18 protein-coding genes, 1 pseudogene and 1 riboswitch are annotated in these 18795 nt (G+C 61.4%); of the genes and pseudogenes, 17 read left to right on the plus strand and 2 right to left on the minus strand.

The genetic code is table 11. The features are described 5' to 3' along the window. A partial coding sequence (locus EN824_RS27950; protein WP_135917497.1) for an ArdC-like ssDNA-binding domain-containing protein occupies positions 1-442 on the minus strand: 442 nt, incomplete at its 3' end. Further along, a complete protein-coding gene (locus EN824_RS27955) occupies positions 439-1164 on the minus strand; it encodes a toll/interleukin-1 receptor domain-containing protein (protein WP_189522232.1) in 726 nt (241 codons plus the stop codon). The genes EN824_RS27955 and EN824_RS27950, both read right to left, overlap by 4 nt. 207 nt (positions 1165-1371) lie before the next feature. On the opposite strand from EN824_RS27955, the gene EN824_RS27960 reads away from it, so the two are divergent. The 17 genes and pseudogenes from EN824_RS27960 (at position 1372) to EN824_RS28040 (ending at position 18774) form a co-directional block, all read left to right on the plus strand. Then, positions 1372-2337 carry a hypothetical protein gene (locus EN824_RS27960; RefSeq protein ID WP_135906952.1) on the plus strand — a complete coding sequence of 322 codons (966 nt, stop codon included), beginning with the start codon at positions 1372-1374 and terminating at the stop codon, positions 2335-2337. A 59-nt stretch (positions 2338-2396) separates the two neighbouring features. Further along, positions 2397-3371 carry a quinolinate synthase NadA gene (nadA, locus tag EN824_RS27965; protein ID WP_135917493.1) on the plus strand — a complete coding sequence of 325 codons (975 nt, stop codon included), beginning with the start codon at positions 2397-2399 and terminating at the stop codon, positions 3369-3371. Then, the gene (locus EN824_RS27970; RefSeq protein ID WP_135906948.1) at positions 3368-4909 is read left to right on the plus strand and encodes an L-aspartate oxidase; all 1542 of its coding nucleotides are present in this window, start codon (positions 3368-3370) and stop codon (positions 4907-4909) included. The genes nadA and EN824_RS27970 overlap by 4 nt, the downstream gene beginning before the upstream one ends. Continuing rightward, positions 4909-5775, plus strand: coding sequence for a carboxylating nicotinate-nucleotide diphosphorylase (nadC, locus tag EN824_RS27975; protein WP_135906946.1), 867 nt, complete (start codon positions 4909-4911; stop codon positions 5773-5775). Before EN824_RS27970 ends, nadC begins: the two co-directional genes overlap by 1 nt. A 148-nt stretch (positions 5776-5923) precedes the next feature. After that, positions 5924-6025 (plus strand): annotated as a pseudogene (locus EN824_RS36200) (biotin synthase); the annotation flags it as partial. A gap of 115 nt (positions 6026-6140) precedes the next feature. Continuing rightward, on the plus strand, positions 6141-6593 hold the full coding sequence (gene panD / locus EN824_RS27985) for an aspartate 1-decarboxylase (protein WP_135880787.1): 453 nt from the start codon (positions 6141-6143) through the stop codon (positions 6591-6593). A 108-nt stretch (positions 6594-6701) separates the two neighbouring features. Beyond that, positions 6702-6818, plus strand: a riboswitch (TPP riboswitch). A gap of 105 nt (positions 6819-6923) precedes the next feature. Continuing rightward, on the plus strand, positions 6924-8759 hold the full coding sequence (gene thiC / locus EN824_RS27990) for a phosphomethylpyrimidine synthase ThiC (protein WP_135906944.1): 1836 nt from the start codon (positions 6924-6926) through the stop codon (positions 8757-8759). Continuing rightward, positions 8756-9757, plus strand: coding sequence for a glycine oxidase ThiO (thiO, locus tag EN824_RS27995; RefSeq protein WP_135916642.1), 1002 nt, complete (start codon positions 8756-8758; stop codon positions 9755-9757). The genes thiC and thiO overlap by 4 nt, the downstream gene beginning before the upstream one ends. Continuing rightward, positions 9726-9926: a sulfur carrier protein ThiS gene (gene thiS, locus EN824_RS28000; RefSeq protein ID WP_135880790.1), complete on the plus strand. Its 201-nt coding sequence runs from the start codon at positions 9726-9728 to the stop codon at positions 9924-9926. Before thiO ends, thiS begins: the two co-directional genes overlap by 32 nt. Position 9927: 1 nt before the next feature. Further along, a complete protein-coding gene (locus tag EN824_RS28005; RefSeq protein WP_135916641.1) occupies positions 9928-10701 on the plus strand; it encodes a thiazole synthase in 774 nt (257 codons plus the stop codon). Next, complete coding sequence (locus EN824_RS28010) at positions 10698-11303, plus strand: thiamine phosphate synthase (RefSeq protein WP_135906938.1); 606 nt, start codon at positions 10698-10700, stop codon at positions 11301-11303. The genes EN824_RS28005 and EN824_RS28010 overlap by 4 nt, the downstream gene beginning before the upstream one ends. Further along, a complete protein-coding gene (locus EN824_RS28015; protein WP_135880793.1) occupies positions 11294-12055 on the plus strand; it encodes a hydroxymethylpyrimidine/phosphomethylpyrimidine kinase in 762 nt (253 codons plus the stop codon). Before EN824_RS28010 ends, EN824_RS28015 begins: the two co-directional genes overlap by 10 nt. Before the next feature lie 442 nt (positions 12056-12497). Further along, entirely contained in the window at positions 12498-13427 is a 930-nt protein-coding gene (locus tag EN824_RS28020; RefSeq protein ID WP_135881135.1) for a helix-turn-helix domain-containing protein, read from the plus strand. Positions 13428-13531: 104 nt separating this feature from the next. Continuing rightward, positions 13532-14938 carry an aldehyde dehydrogenase family protein gene (locus EN824_RS28025; RefSeq protein WP_135917487.1) on the plus strand — a complete coding sequence of 469 codons (1407 nt, stop codon included), beginning with the start codon at positions 13532-13534 and terminating at the stop codon, positions 14936-14938. A gap of 46 nt (positions 14939-14984) precedes the next feature. Beyond that, a complete protein-coding gene (locus EN824_RS28030) occupies positions 14985-16580 on the plus strand; it encodes a GMC family oxidoreductase N-terminal domain-containing protein (RefSeq protein WP_135917485.1) in 1596 nt (531 codons plus the stop codon). Between the two features lie 122 nt (positions 16581-16702). Beyond that, positions 16703-17890: an ABC transporter substrate-binding protein gene (locus EN824_RS28035; RefSeq protein WP_189522233.1), complete on the plus strand. Its 1188-nt coding sequence runs from the start codon at positions 16703-16705 to the stop codon at positions 17888-17890. A gap of 11 nt (positions 17891-17901) precedes the next feature. Continuing rightward, entirely contained in the window at positions 17902-18774 is an 873-nt protein-coding gene (locus tag EN824_RS28040; RefSeq protein WP_135917481.1) for a branched-chain amino acid ABC transporter permease, read from the plus strand. The last annotated feature ends 21 nt before the right edge of the window (positions 18775-18795 follow it).

The following is an 18795-nucleotide window of genomic DNA, read 5'->3' on the forward strand; positions in this document are numbered from 1 at the left end:
AGCTAGCCACCGGCAGCGGAGCCGAAACCGCGACTTCATCAGGCAGTCCTTCACATTGCTCGATATTGAAAACGGTGAAGCGCTTGAGGAAAGGGATCGCCTGGGCATCCTCGCCTGTCTCGCGAGCCCGCTTCCTCTCATGATCCGGGACAAAACGATCGGCATAAACGACCGTTGTCCCACGCTCGCCTCTGCGGACGTTCCCGCCGAGCGCGGCAGACTGTCGATAGGTTAGCCAACTCTGCGATGGGAACCCGCGTTCGACGACGGCACCCCAGAGGATAAGCACGTTGATCCCGCTGTAGGTGCGATGCGTGCTGGCATTCTTCGGCAGGGAAAGCGACGCGACGAGTTCGCCCTCCGAAGCCGGGGCCAGGATCTCGTTGCAAGCATCACCCGTCATCCTTCCTTCGGCGAAGCAGATATTGTTCTCCCCTATCATCCCGCCGAGCCAGACTCGGCATTGGCCCTTGCTGGCGCCATCGAGATACAGCTCGGCCCTACAATCCGTAGCCGTGGCATCGGTGAGGTGAAGTCGACGCGGTCATTCTCCTCAGCGGCTTGTTTGAGATTGTCCTCGAAAGTTTTGCGGATGGCGGCGAAGGCGCCTTTGGCAAACCTGCGACGGTCCGCATCGGTCGCCGTTGCGTGCAGCCTGGGCAGCAAGTCCCGGACTGACCTCGCAGGCGCAGACTCCACGCCTGGGAAATCCTTGTGCTCCGGGGCCAATGGAGCACCAGGAAAGCTAGGGCGGTTTGAGGGCTTTGCCCGCTTCATGTCGACGCCATTCAGGATCGCCTGTCTCGCCACTACCTCGTCCATACCGACTATGCGGATCTGGACAATGGCCGTCAGCAATCCTTCTGGTTTGCAGTTGTGGACCATGACAGGCACAACGCGCCGGTTAAGTCCTTGAGGATCCCGCGCGAATGCACTGGCCCATTCGGCCGCCGCCATGCCGGACTTCAGGTAGTCGGGCGAGAGCACCATGATCGTTCGTTCTGCGGCGCTGGAAGCTTCCTGCATCTCGAGGACGAAGTTGCTGCCCGGGCGGAAATCCCAAGCCTGGAGGATAGTAGTGAAACCCGCCTCTTCGAGGATGAAGGCTATCCATTCGGCCCATTCTTTGTCCGAGCCGGTATAGCTGATAAAGAAATCGGTCATTTCCATTTCCTGGCTGGTGCCGGCAAATTCGAGGCGTTGAATGTCTCGGATGGTTAGTCTGCGGACTGGAAAAGTCTATACGAACGGGGTGGATCGAGGTTCTACACCCCGTTATTGACGAACATTGACGGGCGGCGTGCGGCAGTTCACTTTTCGCTCGACTTGCCCATTTTAGTGCCTTCACATCGGAATTCCATCACAGCCCAGATGCAAGACAACACAACCCAGGTGACAAAGCAGGCTCAAAGGAACAGTCAGAGCCATGCCGTCAGCGCGGACCTGATCGCCGTTGTCATCGCGGTGACCGACGGTAAGCCACGCGTCCTCACCATCGAGCAGGCTCAGGCTTTGCCATCCGGGCTTTTTGAGCTCGGCCATCGCTCCTTGCAGTCGGGTCTGCGAGCGTGGGTGGAGCGGCAGACCGGTCATCAACTGGGCTATATTGAACAACTCTACACCTTCGCCGACCGCGACCGGACCGACGACGAGCGCGTGCAGATCTCGATCAGCTATCTTGGCCTGACGCGGGAAGAGCAGGCAGAACATTCGCAAACACATGGCTGGCACGGATGGTACGACTATTTTCCATGGGAAGATCACCGCGCCGGCGTGCCTTCTATCCTGCCTGACATCGTCCTGCCGCGTCTTTCGGCGTGGTCCGACGACGCGGAAGACCCAAGCATACACCGCGACCGCCGGCAGCGCGTGGCATATGCTTTCGGTCTGGATGATCGCGACTGGAATGAGGAACTCGTCCTGCAGAGATACGAGCTGCTCTACGAAGCCGCGCTGGTGGCCGAGGCCACACGCGGACGGGACAACGGCAATCCGCCGTCCATCCCTGGCCTTCCGATGATCGCAGATCACCGGCGTATTCTGGCAACGGGAATGTCCAGACTGCGGACCAAGATCAAGTACCGCCCCGTCGTCTTCGAGTTGATGCCAGCAACGTTCACATTGCTGCAGCTGCAGCGAACCGTGGAGGCTCTGGCTGGCAGGCTCGTTCACAAGCCGAACTTTCGGCGTCTGATCGAAGAGCAGGATCTGGTCGAGGAGACAGGCGAGACGATGTCCGACACCGGGGGGCGCCCAGCGAAGCGCTTCCGCTTTCGCCAAACGGTCTTGGTGGAGCGAACCGTCGCAGGGACGAAATTGCCACTCTCACGCGGTTGACATTTCTTATACTCAAGGTAAGTATATGTCAGTTATACTCATTTGGAGAATAATTGGCTATGCCTGTCACTTCCGCGCGCACGGCCGCGCTGTACGACCGCGTGCGGCAAGTCATTCCGTCAATCGAGTGGCCGGCATTCGCCGATGATATCGAAGCCATCCTCGATCTGAAACGGCGGCGCAATGCCGTTATCCTGGCGCACAACTACCAGACGCCTGAGATCTTCCACTGCGTTGCCGACATCGTCGGCGACAGCCTGGCGCTTGCCCGCAAGGCGATGGCGGTCGAAGCGGATGTCATTGTGCTGGCTGGCGTGCATTTCATGGCCGAAACGGCGAAGCTGCTCAACCCGCAAAAGACGGTGCTCATTCCTGATCTGCGAGCAGGCTGTTCGCTGGCGGATTCGATTACCGCCGAGGACATTCGCCTGCTGAGACAGCGCTATCCGGGCGTCCCGGTCGTCACCTATGTCAACACTTCGGCCGAAGTGAAAGCCGAGTCCGATATCTGCTGTACGTCCGGTAACGCCAAAGCCGTCGTGGAGGCGCTCGGCGTTCCGCAGGTGATCATGCTGCCGGATGAATATCTCGCCCGGAACATCGCCGCCCAGACCGCGGTGAAGATCATCGCCTGGAAAGGGCATTGCGAGGTGCATGAGCGCTTCACGCCGGCCGACATCAGGGAGTTGCGCGAAAGTCATCCGGGCGTGACCGTGCTCGCGCATCCGGAGTGCCCGCCCGAAGTGGTCGCGAAAGCGGACTTCTCCGGCTCGACGGCCGCCATGTCCGACTATGTCGGAAGACAAAAGCCAGCGCGGGTCGTGCTGATGACCGAATGTTCGATGAGCGACAACGTTGCGGTGGAGCATCCCGAAGTCGAGTTCATCCGGCCTTGCAACCTCTGCCCGCACATGAAGCGGATAACGCTCGCCAACATCCGTACTGCGCTCGAACAGAACCGCCATGTCGTAACCATCGAATCGGAGATTGCAGGGCGTGCGCGGCTGGCCGTCGAGCGGATGCTGGCGGTATGAGCATGGACGTTCGCGATCTCGCCCGCCGGCCGGTCATCATCGGCGGCGGCATAGCCGGGCTGATGACCGCGCTGCACATGGCGCCTGAGCCGGTGCTGCTCCTGTCGAGATCGCCGCTTGGCGCGGAGGCGTCGAGTGCGTGGGCGCAGGGCGGGCTGGCCGCCAGCCTGGGCGGCGATGATGAACCGGCGCTCCATCTTGCCGACACGCTCGCCGCAGGGGACGGCCTTTGCGATGCAGATACAGCAAGGCGCATCGTGTACGCCGCGCCCGCGGCGATCGAGGATCTGACGCGCCTTGGGGCTCGCTTCGATCGCACATCTGCAGGAGTTCTGCGTCTCGGGCTGGAAGCCGCGCATAGCAGGCGGCGCATCGTTCATGCCGGAGGTGACGGCAGCGGAAGGGAGGTGATGCGCGCCCTGATCGCGGCCGTGCGCTCCACGCCTTCGGTTCTTGTCGTGGAAGGAGTCGAAGCACGCCGGCTGGCCGTCGAGGACGGCAGAATCGCCGGTGTTGTGGCGAGCGGTCCGACAGGTCCGGTGTTCTTTGCCACGGGACGGGCCGTTCTCGCCACGGGCGGAATCGGCGGCCTGTTCCGCGACTCAACCAACCCACTGGGCAGCTGCGGACAGGGTCTGGCGCTTGCGGCGCGCGCGGGTGCCGTCCTTGCCGATCTGGAGTTCATTCAGTTCCACCCGACCGCGCTTGACGGGCCCGGCCGTCCGATGCCGCTCATCAGCGAGGCGGTTCGCGGAGAAGGTGCAACAATCGTCGACGAAACAGGGCGGCGCTTCCTCGATGGCCTGCTCGGGGCGGAACTCGCACCGCGCGACATCGTCGCGCGCGCCGTCTGGCGACATCTTGCCGACGGCCATCGCGTCTTCCTCGACGTCCGCGAGAAGCCAGGCACGATGTTCGCGCAGCAATTTCTGACAATCGCATCAGCCTGCGGCAAGGCCGGCATCGATCCGGCGCGAGACCTCATTCCCATCCGGCCGGCCCAGCATTACCACATGGGTGGTGTCGCCGTGGATCTGGCCGGGCGAACATCGGTTCCTGGACTTTGGGCATGCGGCGAAGTCGCGTCGACCGGGCTGCACGGCGCCAACCGGCTCGCCAGCAACTCGCTGACCGAGGCCGTCGTTTGCGCGCGCTGGGTTGCCGAAAGCGTCGCTGGTGCACCGGACGGCGGTGGGAAGCCAGCGATGGCAGCTAACCTGCCCGCGCCGGATCCGAGGCCTGTGCGCCCTCTCCTGTCACATGCCCTTGGCGTCACGCGGGATGGCGAAGGTTTGAAAGAGGCTGCGCGCGCCTTGTTGCTGCTGTTGCATCGGCACGACACAGCGTCCGATCCCGCCGCCGTAGGGCTGATGATCGCGGTTGCCGCCTTGCTGCGCCGCGAAAGCCGTGGCGCTCACTACCGGAACGACTTTCCCCATCAAGCGGCCGTCGCCCGCCGCTCCGAAATCAGGCTCGACGCGGCCATGTTTGCGGCGCGGGAACTCGGCAACTCTCCAATGCTCGAAAGCGTCGCTTGATGAACCTATCCCCCCTTCCAACGATCATGCTCGAGCCTCTGGTGCGGGCAGCTCTGCTCGAGGACCTTGGCAAGGCCGGTGATTTGACCACTGATGCCATCGTACCGAAGGACCATCATGCGACAACGGTGCTGACTGCGCGCGAGGCCGGAACTATAGCCGGTCTCGACCTGGCGATGCTCGCTTTCAGGTTGATCGACCAGGATGTCGAGATGACAGTGGAGCGAGCGGACGGCAGCAACATCGCGCAAGGTGAGACCATCGCATCGGTCAGCGGTCCGGCCCGGGCCATACTCACCGCGGAACGGACGGCGCTCAATTTTCTGTGCCATCTGAGCGGTATCGCCACCGCGACGGCATTGATCGTCGCGGCGGTCCGCGGCCACGGCGCAAGAATCGTCTGCACGCGCAAGACGACGCCTGGATTGCGAGCGGTCGAAAAATATGCCGTGCGCGCCGGTGGCGGCTCCAATCATCGTTTCGGTCTCGACGACGCCATCCTGATTAAGGACAACCACATCGCCATCGCTGGCGGAATTCGCATGGCAATCGAGCGCGCGCGATGCAGCGTCGGCCACCTAGTCAAGATCGAAGTCGAGGTCGATACGCTAGCCCAGTTAGAAGAGGCTATGGCCCTCGCCCCAGACGCCGTCCTGCTCGACAACATGTCTGTCGACGAATTGCGCCAAGCAGTGGCGATGGTTGCCGGCCAGGCGATTACCGAGGCGTCGGGCAGGATAACGCCGGCGACGGCTCCAGCCGTCTCCGCGACCGGTGTCGACCTGATCTCCATCGGCTGGTTGACCCACAGCGCGCCAATCCTCGATATCGGGCTCGACTCCGCGAAATTTGTCCGTCGGGCCTGACAATCGGCGGTCGACCGGACGCTTTTTCGACCCAGCCCGCCAAGTTCAAAGGTGCCTAGGTCGCCCAATGCAAGGGGAACAGGATGGAAATGCACGCAGCGATTTCGGAAAAACCATGCGTGAAGCTCAATCCTTCGACGGCCACCGGATGTGGACCGTGGAAGCTGCTCGGGCGCTGCATGACGCGCCTTTCAACGACCTGCTGTTTCAAGCGCAAACCGTTCACCGCCGGAATTTCGATCCCAACAGGCGGCGGCGGGCGCTGGTCTCAGCGGCGGCGCCCTCGTCGTCGGAATCTAGCGGGGTAACCCGGCCACCCAGAGGATGGCGGGACGATTCATCCATGATGATAGGAAACAGGACCATTGCGAAAACTAGTCGCTGGCAAGCTGCACGGCATCTACGTCACCGAAGCGAACCTCAACTACCATGGATCGATAACGCTGGACCCTGACCACTGCGAAGCAGCCGGGATCCTGCCGATGGAATTTGTGGAGATTTGGAACAAGAATTCCGGTGCGCGGATTTCGACCTATGTCATTTTCGGCGAGCGCGGCTCACGATGCTGCATCCTCAATGGTGCGGCTGCCCGCACCTGCCAGCCAGACGACCAGATCATTGTTTGCAACTCCATATACCTGGACGAAGCGAATATCACCTCGTTGAAGCCGCGGATCATCACCTTCGACCAGGACAATCACATACTCGATCGCCTGAGCTACTCCGTCGATCTTGACGCACATGGGCGTTACAGTTTCTCGATCCTTGACGAGGCGAATGAGCCTTTGGCCATTCCTGCGCTGGTCTCCGGCGCGTGACTTCCTCTCGAGATTTGCCCGTGCTTTGCGCGGGGTTTCATTAGTCGCCGATCACCGCCGCAGGTGGAAATGCGCTTGACAAAGCAGTGTCGGCTCGGTCAATTCGAAAACATTCACCAGGGGAGTCCCGGCAAGGGGCTGAGATACTGCTGGCTATCGCGGCGCAGTGACCCGTTGAACCTGATCCAGTTCATACTGGCGTAGGGACGGTGCAAGCGCTTTGCGGGAGTTTACGCCCGAAGACCTGTTTTCAAGCAGGTCGACCAAAGCGTCTTTTCATCCTTCCGGCACAGAACTGGGTCTCCAATGCATGAGCAAAGGAGCCTCAAGATGAATGCCCTAACCCCAGCCGTCTCAACGGGACCGCTGCCTGCCTCACGGAAAATCCACAAGCCCGGCGTCCTCCATCCGCACATCAAAGTGCCGATGCGCGAAATCTCCGTCCATCCGACAGCGGGCGAGCCGCCCATCACCGTCTACGATCCGTCCGGCCCCTATACCGACCAGACTGTCGAAACCAGCATCGAAAAGGGCCTCGCCCGGCCTCGCCACGAATGGATCACGGCGCGGGGCGATGTCGAAGCCTATGACGGCCGCCATGTGCGGCCGGAAGACAATGGCTTCGTCACGGGTGAGCGCCTGACGCCGGAATTTCCCATTCGCAACCGGCCGCTAAGGGCCAGGGCCGGCAAGGCGGTGACACAGCTTGCCTATGCGCGCGCCGGCATCATCACGCCCGAGATGGAGTTCGTCGCCATCCGCGAAAACCTCGGCCGGGAAATCGCCCGCGGCAAGCTGCAACGCGACGGTGAAAGCTTCGGCGCGGCTATTCCCGATTTCGTCACGCCGGAATTCGTACGCGACGAGGTGGCGCACGGGCGGGCGATCATTCCAGCCAACATCAACCACCCAGAGAGCGAACCGATGATCATCGGGCGCAATTTCCTCGTCAAGATCAACGCCAATATCGGCAATTCCGCTGTCACTTCCTCGATGGCCGAAGAGGTCGAAAAAATGGTCTGGGCGATCCGCTGGGGCGCCGATACGGTGATGGACCTGTCGACCGGCCGCAACATCCACAACATTCGCGACTGGATCCTGCGCAATTCACCGGTGCCGATCGGCACGGTGCCGCTTTACCAGGCGCTCGAGAAGGTCGGCGGCATCGCCGAGGACCTGACCTGGGAGGTGTACCGCGACACGCTGATCGAGCAGGCCGAACAAGGCGTCGACTATTTCACCATCCATGCCGGTGTGCGGCTGCATTACATCCCGCTGACCGTCGACCGGGTCACGGGCATCGTCTCGCGCGGTGGCTCGATCATGGCCAAATGGTGCCTGCACCATCACCGGGAAAGCTTCCTCTATGAGCATTTCGAGGAGATCTGCGACATCTGCCGCGCCTATGACGTATCCTTCTCGCTCGGCGACGGCCTTCGTCCGGGCTCGATCGCCGATGCCAATGATGCGGCGCAATTCGCCGAGCTGGAAACGCTCGGCGAATTGACGCAGATCGCCTGGGCCAAGGATTGCCAGGTGATGATCGAAGGTCCCGGCCATGTGCCGATGCACAAGATCAAGGAGAATATGGACAAGCAGCTCGCTGTCTGCGGCGAGGCGCCCTTCTATACGCTTGGACCACTGACGACCGACATTGCGCCGGGCTATGACCATATCACCTCAGGCATTGGTGCTGCCATGATCGGCTGGTTCGGCACCGCCATGCTCTGCTATGTCACGCCCAAGGAGCATCTCGGCCTTCCCGATCGCAACGACGTCAAGATTGGCGTGATCACCTACAAAATCGCCGCCCATGCCGCCGATCTGGCGAAGGGCCATCCGGCAGCGAAAGTCAGGGATGATGCCCTTTCCCGCGCGCGCTTCGAGTTCCGCTGGGAAGACCAGTTCAACCTGTCGCTCGACCCCGAAACCGCGCGGTCCTTCCACGACCAGACCTTGCCCAAGGAGGCGCACAAGCTGGCGCATTTCTGCTCGATGTGCGGGCCGAAATTCTGCTCCATGCGTATCTCCCACGACATCCGCGCCGAAGCCCAGAAGGAAGGCATGGCGGCGATGGCGGCGAAATACCGCGAGGGCGGCGATCTCTACATGCCGGCTGACGAGACCGGCGTAGCGCTCATGCCAGAGGCGCCGGAGCCATCATGAGGGTGTTGGTCAAAGGGGCCGGCGTCGCCGGCCTCACCGCCGCCTTCGAACTCGCCGCCCGCGGCGCGACGGTCACAGTCGCTGAGATCCGGCAGACCCTTGGCGGCAATGCCTCGTGGTTCGCCGGCGGCATGCTGGCGCCATGGTGCGAGCGTGAAAGCGCCGAGCAGCCGGTGCTGGATCTCGGACGCGTCGCCGCCGACTGGTGGGATGCGGCACTGCCGGATCAGGTGACACGGGCCGGAACACTGGTCGTGGCCATGCCGCGAGATGCCGGTGAGCTTGACCGGTTCGCCAGTCGCACGTGGGGGCATCGGCGTGTCGACGGAGATGAAATCGCGTTCCTGGAGCCCGACCTTGCCGGCCGCTTTCGCCGCGGGCTGCTGTTCCCCGACGAAGCCCATCTCGACCCGCGCCGGGCGATGGCGGCACTCCATGACAGGTTGTCGGCCATGGGTGTCGAATTCCAGTTCGATGTCGATATCAGGCGGATTTCCGGTTTCGATCGTTGGATCGACTGCACGGGAATGGCAGCAGCCGATGACAGGCTGCGCGGCGTTCGCGGCGAAATGCTGATCCTGCGCGCGCCTGATATCTCGCTGTCTCGCCCGGTCAGGCTGCTGCATCCGCGCTTTCCACTCTATGCGGTGCCGCGCGCCGACCACCGTTTCATGATCGGCGCGACAATGGTTGAAAGCCAGTCCGCCGGTCCGGTGACGGCACGTTCGATGATGGAGCAGCTGAGTGCCGCCTATGCCCTCCACCCGGCCTTTGGCGAGGCCGAGATCGTCGAAACCGGTGTCGGCGTTCGTCCGGCCTTTGCCGACAATCTGCCGCGGGTCGAAACGAACGGCGGGATCATCGCGATCAACGGGCTTTATCGACACGGTTTTCTCCTCGCCCCCGCCATGGCGCGCCAGGCCGCCGACCTGGTTTTCAGCCAGGACAGAACCAAGGAGCTTGCTCATGAAACTGACCGTCAACGGCGAAGCGCGTGAGGTTGCCACCGCCACCACGCTAGCCGAATTGCTTGCCGCGCTCGACTATGAGGGCGACTGGCTCGCCACCGCCGTCAACAGCGACCTGGTGCACAAAGCCAGCCGGACGGCGTTCTGCTTGAACGAAGGCGACCGGATTGAAATCCTCTCGCCCATGCAGGGAGGCTAGCATGTTCGACCTTCTGGGGACGACGCTTCAATCCCGCCTGCTGCTCGGCACGGCTCAATATCCTTCGCCGGCCGTCCTTGCCGATGCAGTCAGGGCGTCGGGCACGTCGGTGGTGACCGTCTCTTTGCGGCGTGAGATGGCGGGCGGCAGGGCCGGCGAAAAATTCTGGTCGCTGATCCGCTCGCTCGGCACGAGAATCCTGCCCAACACGGCCGGCTGCCACTCCGTCAAGGAAGCGGTCACCACCGCGAGCATGGCGCGCGAGGTCTTCGGCACGACCTGGATCAAACTCGAAGTGATCGGCAACCACGACACGCTGCAGCCGGACGTGTTCGGCCTGGTCGAAGCCGCCCGTATCCTGTGCGAGGACGGCTTTGCGGTATTCCCCTATACCACCGACGATCTCGTCGTCGCCGAGCGGCTGCTGGAAGCGGGCTGCAAGGTCCTGATGCCGTGGTGCGCACCGATCGGTTCCGCCTTGGGACCGGTCAACATGACGGCGCTGCGCTCGATTCGCGGACATTTCCCAGGCGTCCCCCTGATCGTGGATGCGGGGCTGGGACGGCCGTCGCACGCTGCCACCGTCATGGAACTCGGCTTTGACGCCGTGCTGCTGAATACGGCGGTCGCCAGGGCGGCCGATCCCGTCGGCATGGCGCGTGCTTTCGGCAAGGCGGTCGAGGCCGGTCGTGAGGCTTTCAGCTCAGGAATGCTCGAACCGCGCGACGTCGCCGTGCCATCGACGCCGACGATCGGCAGGGCCGTTTTTTCATGAAGCTCGATCCCTTCTACCTGATCGTCGACAGCGCTGCCTGGATCGAGCGGCTGGTGCCGCTCGGCGTCAATCTGGTTCAGCTTCGCATAAAGACCATGGATGAGGCCGGATTACGCGCGGAGATCCGCTCAGCGAAGGCTTTGTGCGCTCGATACCGGTGCCAGCTGATCATCAATGATTACTGGCGGCTGGCGATCGAGGAAGGCTGCGACTTCGTTCATCTCGGTCAAGAGGATTTGCAAGCCGCCGACCTGACGCGGATACGGGCAGCCGGCGTGAGGCTCGGATTGAGCACCCATGATCATATCGAACTGGAAACGGCGATAAAAGCCGAACCCGACTACATCGCGCTTGGCCCCATCTACCCGACCATCCTGAAGAAGATGAAATGGGCGCCGCAAGGGCTCGAACGGGTCAGCGAATGGAAGCGTCGGGTCGCGCCTGTTCCACTGGTGGCCATCGGCGGCCTTAACCCGGACCGGCTCGATGGTGTCTTCGCGGCTGGCGCCGACAGCGCGGCAGTGGTGACTGACATTACATTGAATGCCGATCCCGAAGCACGCACCAGAGAGTGGATGGAAAAGACAGATCGATGGCGCTGAGGCGAGAACCGCATGTGCTTGTCGTTGGCGGATCGGACTCCAGCGGCGGGGCTGGAATTGCACGTGATATCGAGACGATCTCTTCCATTGGCGTGCGCACCTGCCTTGCTGTCACCGCGCTGACAGTGCAGACGCACGAAGCTGTCATGGAAATCCATCATTCGCCATCTCGCCTAGTGGCCGAGCAGATGCGCGCCGCGCTGCAGGCCAACGAGGTGGCCGCCATCAAGATCGGCATGCTCGCGGCGGCTGAGATCGTCGTTGCCGTTGCCGGCGTGCTGCGCGAGAATCCGCAGGTGCCGGCAGTACTTGACCCGGTGCTGGCCTCGACCTCAGGCCGGGCGCTCCTGGAAGCAGGCGCCATCACCGCCATGAAGCGCAATCTGATGCCGCTTTGCCGTCTCGTCACCCCCAATCTCATCGAGTTGGCGCTCCTTGTCAGCTCGGAATTGGCGATGGATGAGGGAAGCGCGCTTCAACAAGGACAAAGACTGCTGGCCGCCGGACCTCAGGCCCTGCTGATCAAGGGCGGCCACGCATCGGGACCTAGATCAACCGATATTTTATTGCGCTCCGATCAAGAACCAATCCACTTCGACTTGCCACGCCTTGCCGTATCGATGCGCGGGACGGGTTGCGTGCTGGCCAGCGCGATCGCGGCGCATCTGGCGAAGGCGAGCCCACTCGAAGACAGCGTGCGCAAAGGCAAGCGGTTTGTTTTCGAGAAGCTCCAGAGGCAAACAGCCGAATGACAGTGGCTTTATGCGAAGTCGATCTGCCCGCATGAGCGGCGCCATCTTTCGACACATCGGCGCTGTGCGTATCAGTAAGGAGGTCGGTTGGGGGCAATCCTTGGTCCCAATGGCATTCACTAGCGTGTCGGCTATGATGATCCGTACACGATTTATCTGACGCGACAGCCATGATCCCAACCGCCCGGCGACCGAGTCGGCCCTGTGCTAGCGGAACGGTCGACCCTGTGCGGGATGACATATTTTACAACAGCGCCTGGCGGACCACTTCCAAAGCCGGCATACTTCCAACCCTCGCCACGCAAAAAACGAGTTGACAAAAGCGAGTATAAAGAATCGCTTAACATGGGAACTATCTTGGTCGGCAATGGGCAGGGTGGCTCGACGGTCTTTGGGAGAAGACGCCATGCAGCAGCTGCAGCACCTAGCGGAATTCGGTGGGATGACCGCCACGCAATGGCCTATACATTCCCTTGAGGAGTGGACTGCGGAACTGAAATCGATCTGCGGAAATTTCAACACGCAACGGGCCGAGCACACCCTCGTAACCGGCAATGCCACCATACTGGATGCAGGCGGGCTCGACCTTGCTCAGGTGGCGAACGATCTCGACGTGATCCGCCGCGACGTCGCCGATATCAGGATCGACTATAGCGAAAATCTCTTCCTGTTGCTGCAACTCGAAGGGAGTTGCGGTATCGAACAGAACGGAAGGCAATCTATCATTACCCCGGGCGACTGCATTCTCGTCGACAGCTCCAGCCCATCGATCTTCCATTTCGGCGGCCGTTTTTCCAACCACCTCTCGGTGCATCTCCCCCGCCAGTTGATCTTCGCCGACAAATCAGCACGGGTCGAAGTTTCACGCAGGGTAGAAGCGGAAGACCCGATGTCGGCGATGCTGCGAGCGGTCGTTGCCAAGCTTCTGAAAACAGACGCAAGCGACAAGCGAGCACCGCATCTGCGCGACCTCCTCTTCAGCACGACACGCCAGGCTTTCGCGACCGATAGTGAGATGGATGAGCCGCTGCTCTCGGACAGTTCCGGCGGCAGGTTGGAAGTCGTGCAGATACTCATCGACAGATATCTCACTGACGAGCATCTGACGCCGCAATGGCTTGCCGACAAGGTTGGTATTTCGCTGCGGACGCTGCAGGAGGACTTCAATGCACTTGGCACGACGGCGACATCGCTGATACGAATGCGCCGCCTGCATCTTGCTCACGAACAACTGGCGCAGATGAAGAACACCACGAAGGCGACCACGATCGCCGAGGTCGCCTATTCCGCTGGTTTCAACGATATCTCATATTTCAACCGCTGCTTCCGAAAGGCCTTCGCCTGTTCGCCAAAGGATATTCTCCAGCAGTGATAGCGCTGCGCTTTTGTCCTATTCGCGCCGCGTTCGAATCCAAGACAGAAACGGCGGCTTCAATATGAATGCTCCTCACAAATTGCTTTGGGAGGAGCTCGGATATGAAGCGCTACACGCTGTTCATCGGCGGCAAGCCGGTGGAAACCGCACGCCACGCCGATATCCCTAATCCTTCGACCGGGGAAGTTGTCGGCGCAATGCCCCTGGCCACGGTGGGGGACCTCGACGCAGCTGTTACTGCGGCAGCGGCTGCGTTCGAAAAGTGGCAGTTGAAATCGAGTCTGGAGCTGGCCGACGCCTGCCGCGCCATTGCCGCCAAGATAGAAGAAAATTCGGAAGATCTTGCGCGCCTGTTGACGCTCGAACAGGGAAAGCCGCTCAATGGTCTCGGCTCTCGCTTCGAGATCGGTGGTGCTGTCGCGTGGACCCGCCACACGGCGGAAATCGAGCTTCCCGTCGAAGTCCTGCAGGATACGCCTGAGGGTCGCGTGGAGCTGCATCGCAAGCCCATCGGCGTTGTCGGCTCGATCACGCCATGGAACTGGCCGGTGATGATTGCCTGCTGGCACATCATTCCCGCAATCCGCGCCGGCAACACCGTTGTCATCAAGCCATCACCCCAGACACCATTGTCGACCATTCGCCTTGTTGAGCTGATGAACGAGGTTCTGCCGGCGGGCGTCGTCAACGTCGTCACTGGCGAGAACGAGATTGGCGCCGCCATGTCCGCCCATCCAGGCATCGCCAAACTGACCTTCACCGGCTCCACCTCCACTGGCAAGAAGGTCATGGCCAATGCCGTCGATACGCTCAAGCGGCTCACATTGGAATTAGGCGGCAACGACGCCGGCATCGTGCTCCCCGACGCCGACCCCAAGGAAATCGCCGAAGGGCTGTTCTGGGGCGCCTTCATCAACAACGGCCAAACCTGCGCCTGCCTGAAGCGCCTGTATGTCCATGACAGCCTTTATGACGCCGTGTGCGAAAGCCTCGTCGCCTATGCAGCCCACATTCCGGTTGGCGACGGCCTGTCGGAACAATCGATCCTTGGTCCCGTGCAGAATCGGATGCAACTCGACATCGTAGCTTCCTATGTCGAGGATGCACGCGCCAAAGGCGGCCGCGTTCTGATCGGCGGCCAGAGCAACGGTGGAACCGGTTACTTCTATCCGATCACAATCGTTGCCGATGTCGATCATGGCTGCGAGCTCGTCGATCGCGAGCAATTTGGCCCCGCCCTGCCAATCATCCGCTACATCGACCTCGCCGACGTGATCGCGAAGGCCAACGACAATCCGGCGGGCCTCGGCGGCTCCGTCTGGGGCCGGGATACGGCAAGGGCGAAACAGGTGGCCGGTCAACTGGAATGCGGCTCCGTGTGGATCAACAAGCATGGAGCAATCCAGCCGAATGCGCCCTTTGGTGGGGTAAAGCAGTCCGGGATCGGCGTTGAATTCGGCGTCGAAGGGCTGAAGGAATTCACCACCATTCAAACGATCTTTTGCTGACACCAACGCTGTCGCGAGCGTCTGCCCTTCCGCATCGGAGCAACCCATGAACGAATTCGACTATATCATCGTCGGTGGCGGCTCGTCCGGCTGCGTCGTTGCAGCCCGGCTGTCGGAGAATCCGCAAAACAAGGTCCTGCTTATTGAAAGCGGCGCGCGCGACACCGACAAATTCATCCATATCCCGGCGACGTTCTTCAAGGTGATCGAGAAGGGCAAGGATGTGCACTTCTACGTGTCCGAGCCGGACAAGGGGTTGAACGGCAAGCCCAACGTCGTGCCACAGGGCAATGTGATCGGCGGCGGCAGTTCCTTGAACGCCATGATCTATATTCGTGGCCAGCAGCAGGATTACGACACCTGGGCGCAAATGGGATGCCGCAACTGGTCCTATGACAAGGTTCTTCCGGTGTTTCGCGACGTTGAGGCCAACCAGCGCCTTTCGGGCGAATTCCATGGAGCAACCGGCGAACTCAAGGTCTCCGATCGCCGCTTTGGTCATCCTCTGTCCTGGGCCTTCATCCGGGCAGCCCAGGAGGCCGGCCTTCCGTACAACGAAGACTTTAACGGCAAGGTGCAGCAAGGCGTCGGCTTCTACCAGACAACAACGCACAACGGTCGGCGCTGGAGCGCTGCGCAAGCCTTCTTGCGCGACGCCGAGAAACGCTCGAACCTGACCATATTGACCGAAACCCGCGTTCATAAAGTCCTGTTTGAAGGCAGGAAAGCGGTCGGTGTTCTGACCGAGACCGGCGTCACCTATAGGGCCCGACGCGAGATTGTTCTAACGGCAGGCGCGCTTGCCACACCCAAGATCCTGCAGCTCTCGGGCATCGGCGAGGCCGAGCATCTGAAGAACCTTGGGATCGACGTGATCATGGATCTGCCGGGCGTCGGAGAAAACTATCAGGATCACCTCGAAGCCACGGTTCAGGCGGAGGTCAAGGATCCGATCTCGCTCTTCGCCCAGGACAAGGGGCTGAAGGCGGCGGGCCACATGCTGCAATATCTTCTCACCAAGACCGGCCTCCTCACATCCAATGTTGTGGAGTCGGGCGGCTTCGTCGACACGGCCGGGACCGGCCAGCCGGATATCCAGTTTCATGTCCTGCCAACCTTCATCGGCTTTGCCGACCGGGCTGCGGAACCAGGTCACGGCATTGCCATCGGTCCTTGTTTCCTGAGGCCGAAATCACGGGGCACGGTCAAGCTGCGTTCGGCCAATCCTAGGGATAGTGCCCTGTTCAACGCGAATTCCTTCTCCAGTCCTGCCGATCTCGACACGCTCGTACGCGGGGTGGAATGGGCGATCCGGATCATTGAAGCCCCATCGCTCGCCCGCATCGTGAAGCGGCGTGTCCTGCCAACGCCCGGACTGGAGCGAGATCCCGAAGCCCTGCGGGACTATATCCGCTCGATTTCGAAGACGGTTTTTCATCCTTCGGGCACGGCCCGGATGGGCAGGCCGGACGACCGCATGGCCGTTGTTGGCGAGGATCTCGCGGTCCGCGGCGTAGAAGGGCTACGCGTGGCGGACGCCTCCATCATGCCAACCCTTGTCTCGGGCAACACCAATGCACCGGTCATCATGATCGGCGAGCGCGCCGCCCGCTTTATGCTGGGTAAGGACCTCGTCGCATGAAGTGACGGGATTTCGGACGACCTACTGATTTCAAGAGTTCTTTGGGAGGAGAAAGCATGAAACGCACAACGATACTTCTGGCGGCATCAACGGCCGCGCTTATCCTGGCGAGTGGCTCAGCCATGGCTGCACCGCAATGTGGATTGAACAACGGTCAGAAGGCGACCGGCGTGCCGATCAGGGTTGGTGCCCTGGTCGGCCAAACTGGCCCTGACGACTTCTCGTCTTCAGCCGACGCCGCGCGCGCCTATTTCAACTGTCTCAATGCCAATGGCGGTATCCACGGCCGCCCGATCGAATATCTGGTTGAAGACGACCAGTGGAACCCGGAAGTCGCGAGCCAGGTCGCGACCAAACTGGTAAAGGACAAGGGCGTCGTCGCGCTGGTTGCCAACGGCTCTTTTGTTGAGATGGGCGTCAACGCCAAGCTCTACGCAGAGGAGGATGTCATGGCGATGGCGGCAGCTTGCGCCGTCGCCGAATGCTTCGAATCGAAGAACATTGTTTCGACCAATGAGGGACCCCTGCCCTCGAGCGTCGGAGCAGCCCAATGGGCCGTTGCCAATCTCGGTTCAAAGAACGTCGTTTGCATCGGGCTCACCATCCCCTCGGTCGGTCCCTATTCCTGTGGCTGGACCGAGAAGTACATGCAGTCCAAAGGACTCTCCGGCTCAAGCCTTCTGCTCGATCCGGGCGCGGCAGATATGAATGCCTCCGTTCTGGAAACCGTAGCGAGCGGCGCCGACACCGTTCTCGTGAACCTGCCGCGAGGAATGGCCGCAGCCTACCTCAAGGCCGTCGAGGAACAGAACCTGCGCGATAACTTCAAGTGGATATCCTCGACACCCCTCTATGATGCCGCGGTTCCCGCCATGCTCGGCGCCTATTGGAATGGTGTCATGAACGTCAATATCGAGCTCACGCCGATCGATGGCACCGGTCCAGACGCCAGCAACTGGCGCGCGATCATGGACAAGTATGCTCGCCCGGAGGATCCGCGCGACACCTTCAGCCAGTCGGGCTATCTCTCCGCCCGCTTCTTCACCGATGCCCTCCTGAAGCTCGATCCGGCGACCATTGATCGCAAATCGGTCTCAGAGGCGATCCGGGGAATCAAGAACGAGACCTCGGACCTGCTCTGCGGCCCCTACTACGTTGGCAAAGCCGACCGGCACATGCCCAACCATGCGAACATGATGGTTCAGATTTCGGGCAACGGCTTCAAGGTCGTCGGCGGCTGCACTGACGTCGACAGCGCGTATCTCGATCCTATCCGCTCCGCGGAAAAAGCCCTCGGCATAGCAAACTGATCGGCGAAGACATGAACGTCCTTGGCCTGTTTCTCGTATCCGGCCTTGCCGTCGGCGCACTCTATGCACTCGGCGGGGTTGGGCTGGTGCTGCTCAACCGCGCCACCGGCGTGCTCAATTTTGCCTACGGCGCCATCGGCGCCGTGGGCGCCGTGGTCGCCTGGCAACTGCTTGAATGGCAATGGCCCGAGCCCGTTGCCTGGGTAGCCTGCATCGGGATCGCCCTCGCCCTGTCCGTCTCCTATGGCCGGCTGATCGCGCCGGGCCTCGCGCATCGCGAACCCATCGTCAAGGCGGTCGCTACGCTCGGGTTTGCCCTCGCTTTGCTCGGCGCCATGAACCTCCTGTGGGTGGTTACACCGCGCAAGCTGACACTCACCCTCGACGGGGCCTCCATGTCGATCCTAGGTCTGAGAATCACCGGAATCCGGATTTTGTCACTGCTTGCAGCTTTCAGCATTACCATCGGAATGGGTGTCTTCCTGATACGCACCCGCATTGGTTTGATGATGCGTGCGCTCGCCGACAACCGTGAGGTCGCATCGATCCTGGGTACGCCGGTAATCAGGGTGGAGACGATCGCCTGGGCCATTTCAGGCGTGCTCGCTGGTTTCACTGGCTTGATGTTTGCATCCCTCGTGCGACTTGACCCCGCAGTGCTGACCTTCCTCGTCATTCCCATCATCGCGACCACCATCCTCGGTCGCCTTACATCCATACCCGCGACTTTTGCCGGCGGCCTTGCCATCGGCGTCCTTGAAAGCGTGGTCACACTCTACAAGCCGTTCGCGCCGTTCCGCGTCGCAACGCCCTTTATCGTGGCTATCCTTGCCATGATGTGGCTCCAGCGCGGCCGTAGGCTGACCTTTGCCGGACAGGACTGAGAGCATGCAAGCAGCGCAAAA

It is taken from the genome of Mesorhizobium sp. M8A.F.Ca.ET.181.01.1.1 (assembly GCF_004792025.1).
Lineage (GTDB): Bacteria > Pseudomonadota > Alphaproteobacteria > Rhizobiales > Rhizobiaceae > Mesorhizobium.

What these genes read in the sequence shown, in the direction of transcription:
- EN824_RS27955 (WP_189522232.1), bottom strand. Translation starts at nt 1,164, where the DNA reads ATGACCGATTTCTTTATCAGCTATACCGGCTCGGACAAAGAATGGGCC.
- EN824_RS27960 (WP_135906952.1), top strand. Translation starts at nt 1,372, where the DNA reads ATGCAAGACAACACAACCCAGGTGACAAAGCAGGCTCAAAGGAACAGT.
- nadA (WP_135917493.1), top strand. Translation starts at nt 2,397, where the DNA reads ATGCCTGTCACTTCCGCGCGCACGGCCGCGCTGTACGACCGCGTGCGG.
- EN824_RS27970 (WP_135906948.1), top strand. Translation starts at nt 3,368, where the DNA reads ATGAGCATGGACGTTCGCGATCTCGCCCGCCGGCCGGTCATCATCGGC.
- nadC (WP_135906946.1), top strand. Translation starts at nt 4,909, where the DNA reads ATGAACCTATCCCCCCTTCCAACGATCATGCTCGAGCCTCTGGTGCGG.
- thiC (WP_135906944.1), top strand. Translation starts at nt 6,924, where the DNA reads ATGAATGCCCTAACCCCAGCCGTCTCAACGGGACCGCTGCCTGCCTCA.
- thiO (WP_135916642.1), top strand. Translation starts at nt 8,756, where the DNA reads ATGAGGGTGTTGGTCAAAGGGGCCGGCGTCGCCGGCCTCACCGCCGCC.
- thiS (WP_135880790.1), top strand. Translation starts at nt 9,726, where the DNA reads ATGAAACTGACCGTCAACGGCGAAGCGCGTGAGGTTGCCACCGCCACC.
- EN824_RS28005 (WP_135916641.1), top strand. Translation starts at nt 9,928, where the DNA reads ATGTTCGACCTTCTGGGGACGACGCTTCAATCCCGCCTGCTGCTCGGC.
- EN824_RS28010 (WP_135906938.1), top strand. Translation starts at nt 10,698, where the DNA reads ATGAAGCTCGATCCCTTCTACCTGATCGTCGACAGCGCTGCCTGGATC.
- EN824_RS28015 (WP_135880793.1), top strand. Translation starts at nt 11,294, where the DNA reads ATGGCGCTGAGGCGAGAACCGCATGTGCTTGTCGTTGGCGGATCGGAC.
- EN824_RS28020 (WP_135881135.1), top strand. Translation starts at nt 12,498, where the DNA reads ATGACCGCCACGCAATGGCCTATACATTCCCTTGAGGAGTGGACTGCG.
- EN824_RS28025 (WP_135917487.1), top strand. Translation starts at nt 13,532, where the DNA reads ATGAAGCGCTACACGCTGTTCATCGGCGGCAAGCCGGTGGAAACCGCA.
- EN824_RS28030 (WP_135917485.1), top strand. Translation starts at nt 14,985, where the DNA reads ATGAACGAATTCGACTATATCATCGTCGGTGGCGGCTCGTCCGGCTGC.
- EN824_RS28035 (WP_189522233.1), top strand. Translation starts at nt 16,703, where the DNA reads ATGGCTGCACCGCAATGTGGATTGAACAACGGTCAGAAGGCGACCGGC.
- EN824_RS28040 (WP_135917481.1), top strand. Translation starts at nt 17,902, where the DNA reads ATGAACGTCCTTGGCCTGTTTCTCGTATCCGGCCTTGCCGTCGGCGCA.